The 13,362-nt window shown below is 74.1% G+C and carries 10 protein-coding genes; 7 read left to right on the top strand and 3 right to left on the bottom strand.

Annotated elements, in window-relative coordinates; all coding sequences use genetic code 11:
• The first annotated feature begins 20 nt into the window (after positions 1-20).
• The 5 genes from ZF1_RS22010 to ZF1_RS22030 all read left to right on the top strand — a co-directional run bounded on the left by ZF1_RS22010 (position 21) and on the right by ZF1_RS22030 (position 5,961).
• Positions 21-1,718, top strand: a complete 1,698-nt coding sequence (locus ZF1_RS22010) for a phosphatidylglycerol lysyltransferase domain-containing protein (protein WP_412763142.1) — start codon at positions 21-23, stop codon at positions 1,716-1,718.
• A gap of 25 nt (positions 1,719-1,743) precedes the next feature.
• On the top strand, positions 1,744-2,931 hold the full coding sequence (locus tag ZF1_RS22015) for an alpha/beta hydrolase (protein WP_482638242.1): 1,188 nt from the start codon (positions 1,744-1,746) through the stop codon (positions 2,929-2,931).
• Positions 2,932-2,944: 13 nt separating this feature from the next.
• On the top strand, positions 2,945-3,217 hold the full coding sequence (locus ZF1_RS22020) for a hypothetical protein (protein WP_073578537.1): 273 nt from the start codon (positions 2,945-2,947) through the stop codon (positions 3,215-3,217).
• A 24-nt stretch (positions 3,218-3,241) separates the two neighbouring features.
• Positions 3,242-5,287, top strand: a complete 2,046-nt coding sequence (locus ZF1_RS22025) for an NAD(+) synthase (RefSeq protein WP_350589372.1) — start codon at positions 3,242-3,244, stop codon at positions 5,285-5,287.
• A gap of 389 nt (positions 5,288-5,676) precedes the next feature.
• Positions 5,677-5,961, top strand: coding sequence for a hypothetical protein (locus tag ZF1_RS22030; RefSeq protein ID WP_073578539.1), 285 nt, complete (start codon positions 5,677-5,679; stop codon positions 5,959-5,961).
• Positions 5,962-6,005: 44 nt separating this feature from the next.
• Here the strand turns inward: ZF1_RS22030 and ZF1_RS22035 are convergent, their stop codons facing one another.
• Entirely contained in the window at positions 6,006-7,349 is a 1,344-nt protein-coding gene (locus ZF1_RS22035; protein WP_073578540.1) for an MFS transporter, read from the bottom strand.
• A 280-nt stretch (positions 7,350-7,629) separates the two neighbouring features.
• Between ZF1_RS22035 and ZF1_RS22040 the strand changes: the two genes are divergently transcribed.
• Positions 7,630-8,412: a VldE C-terminal domain-containing protein gene (locus ZF1_RS22040; RefSeq protein ID WP_482638243.1), complete on the top strand. Its 783-nt coding sequence runs from the start codon at positions 7,630-7,632 to the stop codon at positions 8,410-8,412.
• A gap of 46 nt (positions 8,413-8,458) precedes the next feature.
• On the opposite strand, the gene ZF1_RS22045 is transcribed toward ZF1_RS22040, so the two are convergent.
• Both ZF1_RS22045 and ZF1_RS22050 read right to left on the bottom strand, forming a co-directional pair.
• Positions 8,459-10,516, bottom strand: coding sequence for a PhoX family protein (locus tag ZF1_RS22045; protein WP_482638244.1), 2,058 nt, complete (start codon positions 10,514-10,516; stop codon positions 8,459-8,461).
• Between the two features lie 332 nt (positions 10,517-10,848).
• A complete protein-coding gene (locus ZF1_RS22050; RefSeq protein WP_062397435.1) occupies positions 10,849-11,586 on the bottom strand; it encodes a LuxR C-terminal-related transcriptional regulator in 738 nt (245 codons plus the stop codon).
• 269 nt (positions 11,587-11,855) lie between these two features.
• Here ZF1_RS22050 and ZF1_RS22055 point away from each other — a divergent pair, with 269 nt between their 5' ends.
• Positions 11,856-13,361, top strand: a complete 1,506-nt coding sequence (locus ZF1_RS22055; protein ID WP_482638245.1) for a GAF domain-containing protein — start codon at positions 11,856-11,858, stop codon at positions 13,359-13,361.
• Position 13,362 lies beyond the last annotated feature (1 nt).

The raw sequence follows: 13,362 nt of genomic DNA on the forward strand, positions 1-13,362 counted from the left end.
CGGAGGCCCGCAGACGACGGTTGTCCGAGGCCGCCGTCGTCCGCGCCGTGGTCTGGGCGGCCCGGATCGTCGGTGCGCTGACCGTCGTCGCGGCGGTGCTGCCCGCGCCGCGCCGGGTCATCGGCAGCGAGCTGCGCAGCACCCTGGGCCTGCCCGCGGGTCTGGGGCTGGCGTCGCTGGTCGTGACCGCGCTCGCCGGGGTCGGCCTCCTGCTGCTGGCCACCGGGCTGCGCCGGCGCAAGCAGCGCGCCTGGTGGGTGGCGACAGCGACGACGACGTTCCTCGTCGTGGTCAACCTGCTGCACGTGCTGGACCAGCGGCGCGGCATCGGGCCCGCGGTGCTGGTCGTCGCGCTGCTGGCGGCGCTGATCGCGACGCGCCGCTACTTCGTCGCCCGGCAGGACCCGGGAGGGCTCGGCCGGTCGGTCCGGTCGCTGCTGCAGTTCGGGCTGTCCGGCTTCCTCATCGTCTGGGTGCTGCTCGCGCTCAACCCGCGCCGGCTCGTCGGCGACCCGTCGATCGCCGCGCAGGCCGCGCACGCGGCGCTGTCGCTGATCGGGGTGATCGGACCGGTCGAGTTCCAGCAGCGCGCCGTGTGGCTCGACGACCTGACCTCGGCGATCGGGCTGACCTTCGGGGTGGTCGCGCTCGTCGTCGCCGGGTACCACCTCCTGCGCTCGCCGGAGCCGCGCCCGTCGCTCGACCCCGACGACGAGCAGCGCCTGCGCGCCCTGCTCGACCAGCGCGACGGCGACTCGCTGGGCTACTTCGCCCTGCGCCGGGACAAGGCCGCGGTGTTCGCCCACGGCGGCAAGTCCGCGGTGTCCTACCGGGTGCTCGCCGGGGTCGCACTGGCCTCGGGCGACCCCGTCGGCGACGTCGGCGCCTGGCCCGGCGCGATCGAGGCCTTCCTCGGCATCTGCACCCGCTACGGCTGGTCGCCCGCGGTGCTGGGCTGCTCCGAGCGCGGCGCGACCGCCTGGTCCAAGGCCGGTCTCGACGCCCTCGAGCTCGGCGACGAGGCGGTACTGGAGACGGCGTCGTTCAGCCTGGACGGACGCCCCATGCGCGGGGTCCGCCAGACCGTCAACCGGATGCAGCGCAGCGGGCACACCGTCGAGGTGACGCGGCTGCGGGACCTCGACGAGACCGCACGGATGCGGGTCGCCGAGCGCGCGCACCGCTGGCGCGGCGCCGAGGACGAGCGCGGATTCTCGATGGCGTCCTCGCGGGTCGCGGACCCCTCCGACCCGGACGCGGTGATCGTCACCGCGCTCCGGGACGGCGAGCCGTCCGGGATGCTGCAGCTGGTCCCCTGGGGCCGCGACGGTCTCTCGCTGGACCTCATGGTCCGCGACGCCGACGCCGACAACGGCGTCAACGAGCTGATGATCGCCGAGCTGATGGCGGCCGCGAAGGACCATGGTGTGAAGCGGGTGTCGCTGAACTTCGCGATGTTCCGCTCCGCCCTGGAGCGCGGCGAGCGGATCGGCGCCGGACCGGTCGCCCGCGGCTGGGCCCGGGTACTGCGGATCGCGTCGCGTTGGTGGCAGATCGACTCGCTCTACCGGTTCAACGCGAAGTTCCGCCCGAGCTGGTACCCGCGCTACGTGCTGTTCCCCGCCGTCCGCGACCTGCCGCGGGTGCTGTTCGTCGTACTCGAGGCCGAGGGCTTCGGCGGCCGCCCGCCGTCGCTGCTGCGGCTGCTGCGCCGGTGAGCCGGGTCCGCGCGGGGGCGGCGCCGTGATCCACGCCTCTGAGCTGCGCCTCGACGTCGTCGCCGCGGTGGTCGTGCCGACGGTGGCGGCGGTGCTGCTGCTCGCCCTCACCGGTGGGGTGTGGCACCGGCTGCGCCGGGTGGCCCGGACGCTGCTCGTGGCCGTCTCGGCCGTGGCCGTGCTCGCGGCCGCCGGGGCCGGGGCGAACCTGCTCGGCGGCTTCTTCCCCACCGTCGGCTCGCTGATCGGGTCCTCCCCCGACCCCGGCGAGGGCTCGGTCGCCGACATCGGCCCGGACGGTGCGGGCCTCGACGCGGCGATGCCGCTGGTCGCCGCCCGCTCGGCGCAGGGGCTGGGCTCCACGCTGCACATGACCCTGCACGGGGCCGTGTCCGGCATCGACCGCGACGCCGACGTCTACCTCCCGCCCGGCTACACCGAGCACCCGCGGGCCCGCTTCCCGGTCGTCGAGTGGCTGCCCGGGTTCCCCGGAGAGCCCCGCGAGGTGGCCGCGCTGTTCACGGTGCCCGACGTGCTCGACGCCGCGATCGCGGCGCACCGCATCCCGCCGGTCGTGCTGGTGGTCCCCGACATCAACGGCGAACCCCGGTTCGGCCACGACCAGGAGTGCGTCGACGCCCAGCGCGGCGCGGCCGACGACACCTACCTGACCACCGACCTCGTCGACTGGACGACCCGGCACCTGCGGGTGCGGCCCGACCGCGGCGCCTGGGCGCTGGCCGGCTGGTCCTCGGGCGGCTACTGCGCCATGAACCTGGCGCTGCGCCACCCGCGCACCTACGCGCTCGCGGTCAGCCAGAGCGGCTATGACCGCACCCCCGACGACGTCGTCACCGGGGATCTGTTCGCCGGGCGGCCCGACCTCGCCGCGGCCAACGACGTCGTCGCGCTGCTGGGCGAGCGGCCCGCGCCCCTGGCGATGCTGGTCACCGCGGGCTCCGACGAGCCCGAGGAGCGGGCCGCCGCGGACCGGATCCGCGCGGCCGCCGCGCCACCGGTGACCGTCGACACCCGGCTCTACCCGGGTGGCGGACACAACCAGAACGCCGTCCGCGCGCAGCTGCCGGACCTGGTGGACTGGCTGGGTGCGCACCTGCTGGGGCCGCTGGTCCCGCCCGCGACGCCGGCGGGTGTCACGATCGACGACGGGCCCGGTGTGCCGCAGCGTGTGCTGCCGGTGCCCGACCCCTAGGAAGGAGACACACGTGGTCTGGGAGGGAGTCGGCACCCTGCTGCTCGTCGGCGGGCTGCTCGCCGGGGTGGTGTGGATCGTGATCGCGGCCGGCGTCGGGGAGATCCCGAAGGTGCTGCACGGCCTGGCGCTGTGGCTGCTGGTGCCGCTGGCGTGGCTGGGCTCGCTCGGGGTGGTGCTGGCCGGCGGGTCGGTCGGGGCGGGCTGGGCGGTGCTGCTCGGGCTGCTCGTCGCCACCGGGGTCGCCTGCGCGGCGGCGCGGATGCTGGCGGGTCGGCGGAGCTGAGCACCCACCGGTCAGAATGACGGCGTGGACTTCCGCTCCGTCTACCGCCACCACTTCCTGCGCACCGCCGCGGCGACCCTGCGCACCACGATGGCCGACCCGGCCGCGAACGTCGCCGCCGTGCTGGAGACCGCCCGGACCTGCGCCGACGACGGCGTCGGGCTGGTGGTGTTCCCCGAGCTGACGCTCTCGGGCTACTCCATCGAGGACGTCCTGATGCAGGACACGCTGCTGGAGACCGTCGAGACCGGACTGCTCTCCCTCGTCGAGGCGACCGCGGACCTGCTGCCGGTCCTCGTGGTCGGGGCACCGCTGCGGTACCGCCACCGCCTCTACAACTGCGCGATCGTGATCCACCGGGGCCGGATCCTGGGCGTCGCCCCGAAGTCCTACCTGCCGACCTACCGCGAGTTCTACGAGCGTCGCCAGACCGCCCCCGGGGACGACGTCCGCGGCGCCTCGATCCGGCTCGGCGCCACCGACGTCCCCTTCGGTACGGACCTGCTCTTCGCCGCCGAGGACCTGCCCGGCTTCGTGCTCCACGCCGAGGTCTGCGAGGACTACTGGGTGCCGATCCCGCCGTCGGCGGAGGCGGCGCTGGCCGGGGCGACGGTGCTGGCGAACCTGTCCGGCTCACCGATCACGGTCGGCCGGGCCGACACCCGGCACCTGCTGTCGCGCTCGGCGTCGGCGCGCTGCCTGGCCGCCTACGTCTACGCCGCCGCGGGTGAGGGCGAGTCGACCACGGACGTCTCGTGGGACGGCCAGACCATGATCTACGAGAACGGTGTGCTGCTCGCGGAGTCCGGGCGCTTCCCGCAGGGCGCGCGGCACGCGGTCGCCGACGTCGACCTGGACCTGATCGCCGGCGAGCGCCGCCGCCAGGGCACCTTCGACGACAACCGTCGCACCCACGCCGCCCGCACCGACGCCTTCCGCACGGTGGCGTTCCGGCTCGACCCGCCCGGCCACGACATCGGCCTGCGCCGCACCGTGGAGCGTTTCCCGTTCGTGCCCGCCGACCCGGCGCGCCTGGAGCAGGACTGCTTCGAGGCCTACTCGATCCAGGTCGCCGGGCTGGAGCAGCGGCTGCGGGCGATCGGCCAGCCGAAGGTCGTGATCGGCGTGTCCGGCGGGCTCGACTCCACCCACGCCCTGATCGTCGCGGCGCGGGCGATGGACCGTCTCGGCCGCCCGCGTACCGACATCCTCGCCTTCACCATGCCCGGCTTCGCCACCTCCGACCACACCCGCAACAACGCCGTCGCGCTGTCCGAGGCCCTCGGCGTCACCTTCGCCACGATCGACATCACCGGCACCGCGCGGACGATGCTGTCGGAGATCGACCACCCCTTCGGCCGGGGCGAGCCCGTCTACGACGTCACCTTCGAGAACGTCCAGGCCGGGCTGCGCACCGACTACCTGTTCCGGCTGGCGAACCAGCGCGGCGGGATCGTGCTCGGCACCGGGGACCTGTCGGAGATCGCGCTCGGCTGGTCCACCTACGGCGTCGGCGACCAGATGTCGCACTACAACGTCAACGGCGGCGTCCCGAAGACGCTGATGCAGCACCTCATCCGCTGGGTGGTCTCCTCCGAGCAGTTCCCGCCCGGGGTGTCGGCGGTGCTGCGCTCGGTGCTCGACACCGAGATCACCCCGGAGCTGGTGCCCTCGGACGGGACGACCGAGGTGCAGTCCAGCCAGGCCACCGTCGGTCCGTACGCGCTGCAGGACTTCACGCTCTGGTACACGCTGCGGCACGGCTTCCGGCCGTCGAAGATCGCGTTCCTGGCCGGGCACGCCTGGTCCGACGCCGCCGCGGGCCAGTGGCCGCCCGGGTTCCCCGACGACGAGCGGCCCGCCTACTCCCCCGCCGAGATCCGGCACTGGCTGCAGGTCTTCGCGCGGCGGTTCTTCCAGTTCGCGCAGTTCAAGCGCTCCGCGCTGCCGAACGGCCCGAAGGTGTCCGCGGGCGGCGCGCTGTCACCCCGCGGGGACTGGCGGGCCCCCTCGGACCTGTCGGCGACGATCTGGCTCGACGAGATCGAACGGGAGGTCCCGGCAGGCTGAGGGCGGGCCGGCCGCGGGGCGCGACGCGGACGCCGCAGCGCCTCGGGTCCGGACGGGGGTGACCCACTGAGCCCTCCGGCGGTGCCGAGGAGTGACCCGATCGCACGTCCGGCGCAGCGGTGGTGCGTGTCGTCGTGTCGCCGGAACCGGTCGCCGATCGGTGACACGGTTCACCGAGCGGACGGGGCAGCCCTGTGCCGACGGGGCGGCGTCACACCGGGCGACTGGACCGCCGGAGTTCCTCGGCTCGATCCCGCACACCCCTCGCCAGCAGCGGGAACGCCGGGTCCTGAGTGGACCGGCGGACACCGGCCGACGGGCCCCCCGCCCCGCCGGGGGCGGGTGAACCCGACCACTACTGTCGCCTGCATTCGACCTGGAGGTGAGTCGTGGCGCTCGCGAACATCCTGTCCGAGATGCCGGATCTGCTGGAGCGGACCCTGGCGGAACACACCCCCGACGCGCAGGGCTTCTGCCGTGAGTGCCGGGACGCGACGGGAGTCAGCGCCACCTGGCCCTGCGTGACCCGCGAGCTGGCCGAGCAGGCCCGCTCGATGTCCTCCGACGGCCCCGGCACCGTCGACGAGCGGCCCGCCGAGGGCGCCGTGGCCGGGCGTCGCCGGGCCCGGGACCTCTCGGCCCCGCTCGGCAACGGCCGGCACCGCTCGATCTAGGCCGCTCCGGTGCCCCGGACACCACGTCCGGGGCACCGCCGTCGTCAGGAGAGCCGGGCGGGCGCGGCCGGGCGGTGCGTCTCCCGGATGAGCAGCACCGCGACCAGCGAGATCACGGCGACGACGACCATGTAGGCCGCGACCGCCATCGACGTGCCGTAGCCCTGCTGCAGGGCGGCAGCGATCAGCGGTGCGAACCCACCGCCCAGCACGGCGCCGACGGCGTAGGAGAACGAGGCGCCGCTGTAGCGGAAGCGGGCCTCGAACATCTCCGCGAACAACGCGGACTGCGGGCCGTAGGACAGGCCCAGCCCCACCGTGAGCACGACGACCGCGACGACCATCGCGGCGAACCCGGTGGTGTCGAGCAGCAGGAAGAACGGCACCGGCCACACCACGAGCAGTACCGAGCCCACCAGATAGGCGCGCTTGCGGCCCACCCGGTCGGACCAGACCGCGCCGCCGACGATGCTGACCAGCCAGCTCAGCGAGCCGATGATCACGACGACGATCATGGTGTTCCGCGGGACCTCGAGCACCTGGGTGCCGTAGGAGAGCAGGTAGGCCAGGAAGATGTAGCCGATCGCGTTGTTCGCGACGAAGCTGACCGAGGCCAGCACCAGCTCGCGCGGACGGTGCCGGAACACCTCCAGGATCGGGGCGCGGCTGCGGCCGCGGTTCTGCCGCAGCATCGCGAACACCGGGCTCTCCTCGACCCGCAGCCGGATCACGAGCCCGACGACGACGAGCAGGATCGACAGCAGGAACGGGATCCGCCAGCCCCACGCGGCGAACTGCTCGGGGGTGGTCAGGTTGGACACGACGAGGAACACCAGCTGGGCCAGGATCAGCCCGGCGGGCACCCCGATCTGCGGGAACGAGCCGTAGCGTCCGCGCCTGCCGGGCGGGGCGTGCTCGACCGCCATCAGCGCTGCGCCGCCCCACTCACCGCCGGCCGAGAGACCCTGCAGCAGGCGCAGCACGACGAGCAGCACCGGGGCCGCGACGCCGATCTGGCCGTAGGTGGGCAGCAGGCCGACGCCGACGGTGGCCACGCCCATCAGCAGCAGCGAGAGGACCAGCATCTTCTTGCGGCCGAGGCGGTCGCCGAAGTGCCCCCACACGATGCCGCCGAGCGGACGCGCCACCAGCCCGACCCCGAGGGTCGCGAACGCGGCCAGGGTGCCCGATGCCGCGGACATCGTGGTGAAGAACTGACTGTTGAACACCAGGGCCGCGGCCGTGGCGTAGATGAAGAAGTCGTACCACTCGATCGTCGTGCCGATCGCGCTCGTCGCGGCGACCCGGCGCACCTGCGCGGGCGCGGAGCCGGTCGTGTCGGCGGCGCTCGTCGGGCCCGCGCCGGGCCCGGCCTGCTGCTCGGTCATGCGTCCTCCCCTGACCCGGGACGGCGGTGTCCCGGACCGCGCCACTTTTGCACCGAACGTCCGGTCGGGTAAAGACGTGCGGGGTGCCCGATCCGTGCCACTCGTCGCACGGCCGGGTGCGGTCGCCGCCACGAACGGCCCGCGAAGATCGGACATCACGGGACATTCGCTACCGTCCGGTCACTGAACACGCGGTCCGGTACCCCCGACGGGCCGGGATCCCCCGATCCCGACGCTCCCCCGCAGCCCGGCCGTTCCGCGTGCCGGAGGAGAGACCGTCGTGCCCCGACACCGACATCGGGCGCAGGCCGGGCTGCGGCCCGGGCTGCGTCACGTCGCCACCGCGGCCGCCGTCGCGAGCGGCACGCTCGCCGTCGTCACGCCCGTGACCGGGCTCGGCGTCGGACCGGCCGAGGCCGACCTGCGCCTGGCCGCACAGGACGTGTCCGACGGCCGGGACGGTGACACCCCCGGCGCGCCGTTCGCCGAGGCCGCGGCCGCCGCCGAGGGACTGCGGGACACACCCGTCCTCGGCGCCGAGATCGTCCGCGACGCAGGCCTGCTCGACCCGGCCGCGGACGCGAGCCTCGCCGCGGCCCGCAAGGCCCAGGGCCTGGCGCAGGAGGCCGCCGAGCAGGCCAGGGCCGCCGCCGAGCTCGCCGCCCGCGGGCTGAACGACCCGTCGTGCGGGCTCGACCTCGACGACCTGGGCCGGGTGAAGGACTGGGTGTCCGACGCCGCGGAGTTCCTCGGCTGCGCCTACGGCGAGACCGACCTGATCGGCGTCGCGAACCGGGCGAACGCCTCCGACCATCCGACCGGACACGCCCTGGACATCATGGTGCGCGGGAAGAAGGGCGACCGCATCGCCGACTGCGCCCTGGCCAACGCCGACGAGCTCGGCGTGAAGTACGTGATCTGGGAGCAGCGCATGAACGACGGCTCCGGGTGGTCGACGATGGAGGACCGCGGGGGCGACACCGCGAACCACTACGACCACGTGCACATCTCGTTCGACAAGCGCGCCGGGTCCGGCGAGCCGGACCTCGGCCGCTGCGCCTGACCCGCAGCCCGGTCCGCGGCGGAGCACGGACCGGGCGGCGGTGGCCTCAGACGCCGATCTTCGCCGGGCGTCCGTCCTTCAGGTGCCGGATCGCGGCGACGGCCGGACGCGGCTGCGCGGCGCCGCCGTCGGGCCAGTGCGACGCGGGCTTCTCCGGTGAGGCGTCGTCGACGTCGCCCGGGTGCTGCACCGAGACCAGCACGAAGTTCTCGGTGACGACCGGCCCGCAGCACTCCGAGCCGACCGGGACGCTGGCGAACAGCCGGGTCGAGCCGCGCTGCGGCCCCTCCAGCACGACGCCGTAGAGGCCGTCGTTGATCTCCAGTGCCTGGGTGGAGTCGGTCGAGACCCACAGGTTGCCGTAGGGGTCGAACGCCACGTTGTCCGGCGAGGTGATCGGGCTGACCTGGGACTTGTCGAACCCGCCGAAGTAGGTCGACGGGTCGTCGGGGTTCCCGCAGACCAGCAGGATGTTCCAGGCGAACGTCGTCGCCGCCGGGTCGTCGCGCGTCTCGGTCAGCTCGATGACGTGGCCGTGCTGGTTGGCGTTGCGCGGGTTCGCCTCGTCCGGACCGGCCTTGGCGCCCGCCTTGCCGCGGTCGGAGTTGTTGGTGCAGGCGATGTAGACCTTCCCGGTGCGCGGGTTGGGCTCCACGTCCTCCGGGCGGTCCATCTTCGTCGCGCCGACCTTGTCCGCGGCGAGCCGGGTGAACACGAAGACGTCGGCGACGCTCATGCCGTCCACGTAGGACTTCGTGGTCGACGCCAGCGGCTTCCACTGCCCGGAGCCGTCGAAGCGGCCGTCGCGCGGCAGCGCCCCGGTGCCGGTGATCTCCGCGGCCGGGCTGTCCCCGGTGAACGTCGCGACGTAGAGCGTGCCCGACGACAGCAGGGTGGCGTTGTGCTCGCGGGCGGCCCGGCTGTGACCACGGCGCATCCGCTTGTCCGACACGAACTTGTAGACGTAGTCGAAGCGCTCGTCGTCGCCCATGTAGACGACGGGGCGCCCGTCCCGGGTGAGCGCGACGGTGGCGCCCTCGTGCTTGAAGCGGCCGAGCGCGGTGTGCTTGACCGGCTTCGAGCGCGGGTCGTGCGGGTCGATCTCGACGATGTAGCCGAACCGGTTGGCCTCGTTCGGCTCCTGCGCGAGGTCCCAGCGCGGGTCGACGGTCTCCCACCGGCGCTCCGAGGACCCCTCGGAGATGCCGTAGCGCTTCGCGCGCTCGTCGGTGACCGGGCCGGAGGCGAAGTAGCCGTCGAAGTTCTCCTCGCCGGACAGGAAGGTGCCCCACGGGGTGGTGCCGCCGGCGCAGTTGCCGATCATGCCCTTCACGCTGCGCCCGGTCGGGTCAGCTTTCGTGCGCAGCACCTCGGCACCGGCGGCCGGGCCGTCGAGCACCATCTCGGTGTCGGCGGTGATGCGCCGGTTGAGCTTCCCGTCGCGGTCGTAGCGCAGCTCGCCGGTGCGCAGGTCGCGGGTCACCTCGACGACGCCGCCGCCGTGCGCGGCCATGCCGATCCGGATCTGCTCGGGGGTGGGGGCGTCCTCGTCGTACCCGCGGAACATCAGCGGCTCGAGCGTGTACTCGTGGTTGGAGAACATGACGTAGCGGCGGCCGGGGCCGTCGATCGGCAGGATCCCGCAGAAGTCGTTGTTGTAGCCGAACTGGCGGGCCTGCGCGGCGGCGGTCTGGTTCTCGAAGTCGAACTCCGGCGCGTCCGGGAACATCGGGTCGCCCCAGCGGATCACGACGTTGCTCGCGTAGTCGACCGGCACGCGGATCGCGTCGTCGAGGTTCGGCGCGACCGTCTCGTACTGCAGCCCGCGCGGGGGCCGGGCCTGCGCCGGCGCGGCCACGTCGGCACCGAGCGGGTGGGCCGGCGCGGCCGGGACGGGCTCCGCCGCCGAGGCGGTGCCGGCCAGGGCCACACCGGCCCCGGCGCCCAGGCCGATCACCGCACCGGCGCGGAGCATCCCGCGCCGGTCGAGCACGGCCTGCATGACGTCACCGAAGTAGGCGTTCGACGACGGGTTGGGCTCGGGCCGGGAGCAGGCGTCGCCGCACCGGTAGCGGCAGGTGAGGCCCTGACGTCCGTGCCGCACGCGGTCGAGGAGCGGGAGGGCACGGCGGGGCCGGCCTGGGGGGCGTCGCCGGGGCAGCTGTGGGCCACGGTCGTCCTCCTGGGGTCGTGGTGGGATGACGCGGTCCGGTCCGGTCCGTTCGGAACCGTCCGTTTCCTCCGCATCCCAGCACCCCCGTTCTCCCGTGGGGTGAGGAGAAGGTGGCCGCCGGGTGAACGCATCCCCGGAAGGGGTGGTGTCGACCACGCAACGCGACCGGCGCGGTCACCCGTCGGGTGACCGCGCCGGTCGCGCGTGCGCTGGCCGAGGGCACGGACCGGGGCGGGCGCGTGCCTCGCCCCGGCCCGGCGGGATCAGACGATGCCCTGGCGGGCGGCGGTGTAGACGATCTCGGTGCGACGACGGACCTCGAGCTTGTCGCGCAGGTTCCGCACGTGGAACTTCACGGTGGCCTCGGAGATCCGCAGCCGGGTCCCGATCTCGCGGTTGGACAGGCCGACGGCGAGCAGCCGCAGGACCTGGTTCTCGCGGTCGGTCAGCAGCGAGGTCTTGCAGAGGTCCGGCGTGGGCGACGGCGCCGGGTCGGTGTCGCGCAGCACCTGCAGCGGGCCGGCGCTCGCGGTGCCCGGGTCGAAGACACCCTCGCCGCGCAGGACCGTGCGCAGCGCCCGCACGATCTCGGCGGTGTCGGCACCCTTGCGCAGGTAGCCGTGGACACCCAGGCGGACGGTGCGCATCATCGAGTCGCGGTCACGGCAGCCGGTCAGCACGAGGATCTTCACCCCGCGGCAGCGCTCCAGCAGCGCGCGCACCAGGTCGAGGCCGGGCCGCTCGTCGCGGGCGAACTCGATGTCGACGATGATCGCGTCGGGGCGGGCGCGCTCGGCGGCCATCAGGGCGTCGCGCGGGGAGGCGGCCTCGCCGGCCGGAGCCAGGTCGGGCTCGGCGGTCAGCAGGGCGCGCAGCCCGTGCCGGACGACCGGCTCGGAGTCGACGACGAGTACCCGGGCCGCGCGGCGGATCACATCCGCGCCGTCGGCCCCGCGGCCGGCACGCAGATCGGTGGCCTCACGAACGGCTTCGAGCGTCATCGCTGTCCTCCGGTGGATCTGTTGCGTCATCGCAGGAACGCCACCCGGCGTCCCGATGCGGCAAACCGTAGGGAGCGCCACGTTGCCCCCACGTTGCGCGCGATCGAGCGACGTCGCATCCCGCCCCGGTCACGAGGGGTCGAGCCCCCGAGCAGCGGGTATGCTCACGACCCCGGGACGGTCCACCGATTCCGGGACGGTCCCGCGCCGGCGCGGGACATCACGTGGGAGCAGGGCACGACGTGCCCCCAGCCGTGACGGGAGGCGACGTGAGCGGAGCCGAGGGCGGGACGTCCCCCGAGGAGATGGTCGCCGACGCACATCGCCTGCGGCGCATCTACGACGACGGTCTCGGCGCCGGCGGTTCGGCGGGCACCCCCCGCCCGGTCGTCTCGGACTCGTGGCAGCGCAGCCTGGCCGCGCACGTCGACCCGGAGGGCCGACTCCCCCCGCTCATCTATCTCGCCGACGAGCTGAAGGAGGTCCGGACCGGCCACCCGCTGCACGCGGTGATGCCGCTGCTCCGTTCCACCCTCGTGAGCATCGCCGACGAGGCGATGCACGTGATGCTCGTGACCGACGCCGACGGCACCGTCCTGTGGCGCGACGGCGCGCACGGCCTGCTGCACTCCGCCGACGACGTCGGACTCGTCGAGGGCACCCGCTGGGCCGAGGAGACGATCGGCACCAACGCGATGGGGACGGCGCTGGCCGTCGACGAGCCGGTCCGGATCCACTCCGCCGAGCACCTCGTCCGGACCTACCACGACTGGACCTGCGTCGCGGCCCCCGTCCACGACCCCGACACCGGCGACACCATCGGCGCGATCGACATCTCCGGGCCGCTGCACACCGTGCACCCCGCGCTGGTGCAGCTGGTGACGGCGACCGCGCACCTCGCGGAGAACCAGCTGCGGGTGCGGCTGGCGATCGCCGACGAGCGGCTGCGGGTCAAGAACATGCCGCACCTCGCGGTGCTGCGCGGCTCCGAGGGCGCCCTGCTGTCCGCGAGCGGCCGGGTCATCGCCAGCGAGCCCTACGGCCTGTTCCCCGAGCGGATCCGGCTCGACGACGGCGTCGACCGGGTGCAGCTCGGCGACGGCCGGGAGATGGCCGTCGAGAGGCTGACCGAGGGCTACCTGCTGGTGCCGCCGTCGCGGCGGCGCGGGCGCGTCGTCCCGACGGCGCCGACCGGTGCGCCCCGCCCGCTGGAGCTGCGCTTCACCGGCGGGGCCGGTCCGCGCGTCACCCTCGACGGCGAGGAGTTCGCCGCCACCCTGCGCCCGGCGGAGATCCTCACCGCGCTGGCGCTGCACCCCGACGGGCTCTCCGGCGAGCAGCTGACCCTGATGCTCTACGGCGAGGACGGCAACCCGACCACCGTCCGCGGCGAGATCCACCGGCTGCGGTCGTCGCTGGGCGCGGAGCTGCTGCTCACCCGCCCCTACCGGCTGGCGGCCGGGCCCCAGGCCGACTTCCTGCGGGTCCGCGCGGCGCTGCGCGACGGCCGGGTCTCCGACGCGCTCGACTCCTGCCACGGCGAGCTGCTGCCCCGCTCCGACGCGCCCGCCGTGCGCGAGCTGCGCGACGAGCTCGCGGTCGGGCTGCGGCACGCCGTGCTCGCCTCGGACGACGTCGCGCTCCTGCACCGCTTCGTCGTGCACCCGCTGGGGACCGACGACCTGGAGGCGCACGAGCTGCTGCTGGACCTGCTGGACCGGGACGACCCGCGCCGCGCCGCGGTCGCCGCACGGGCCGAGCACCTGCGGGACTGAC

The sequence above is a fragment of the Pseudonocardia sp. ZF1 genome (assembly GCF_056835605.1).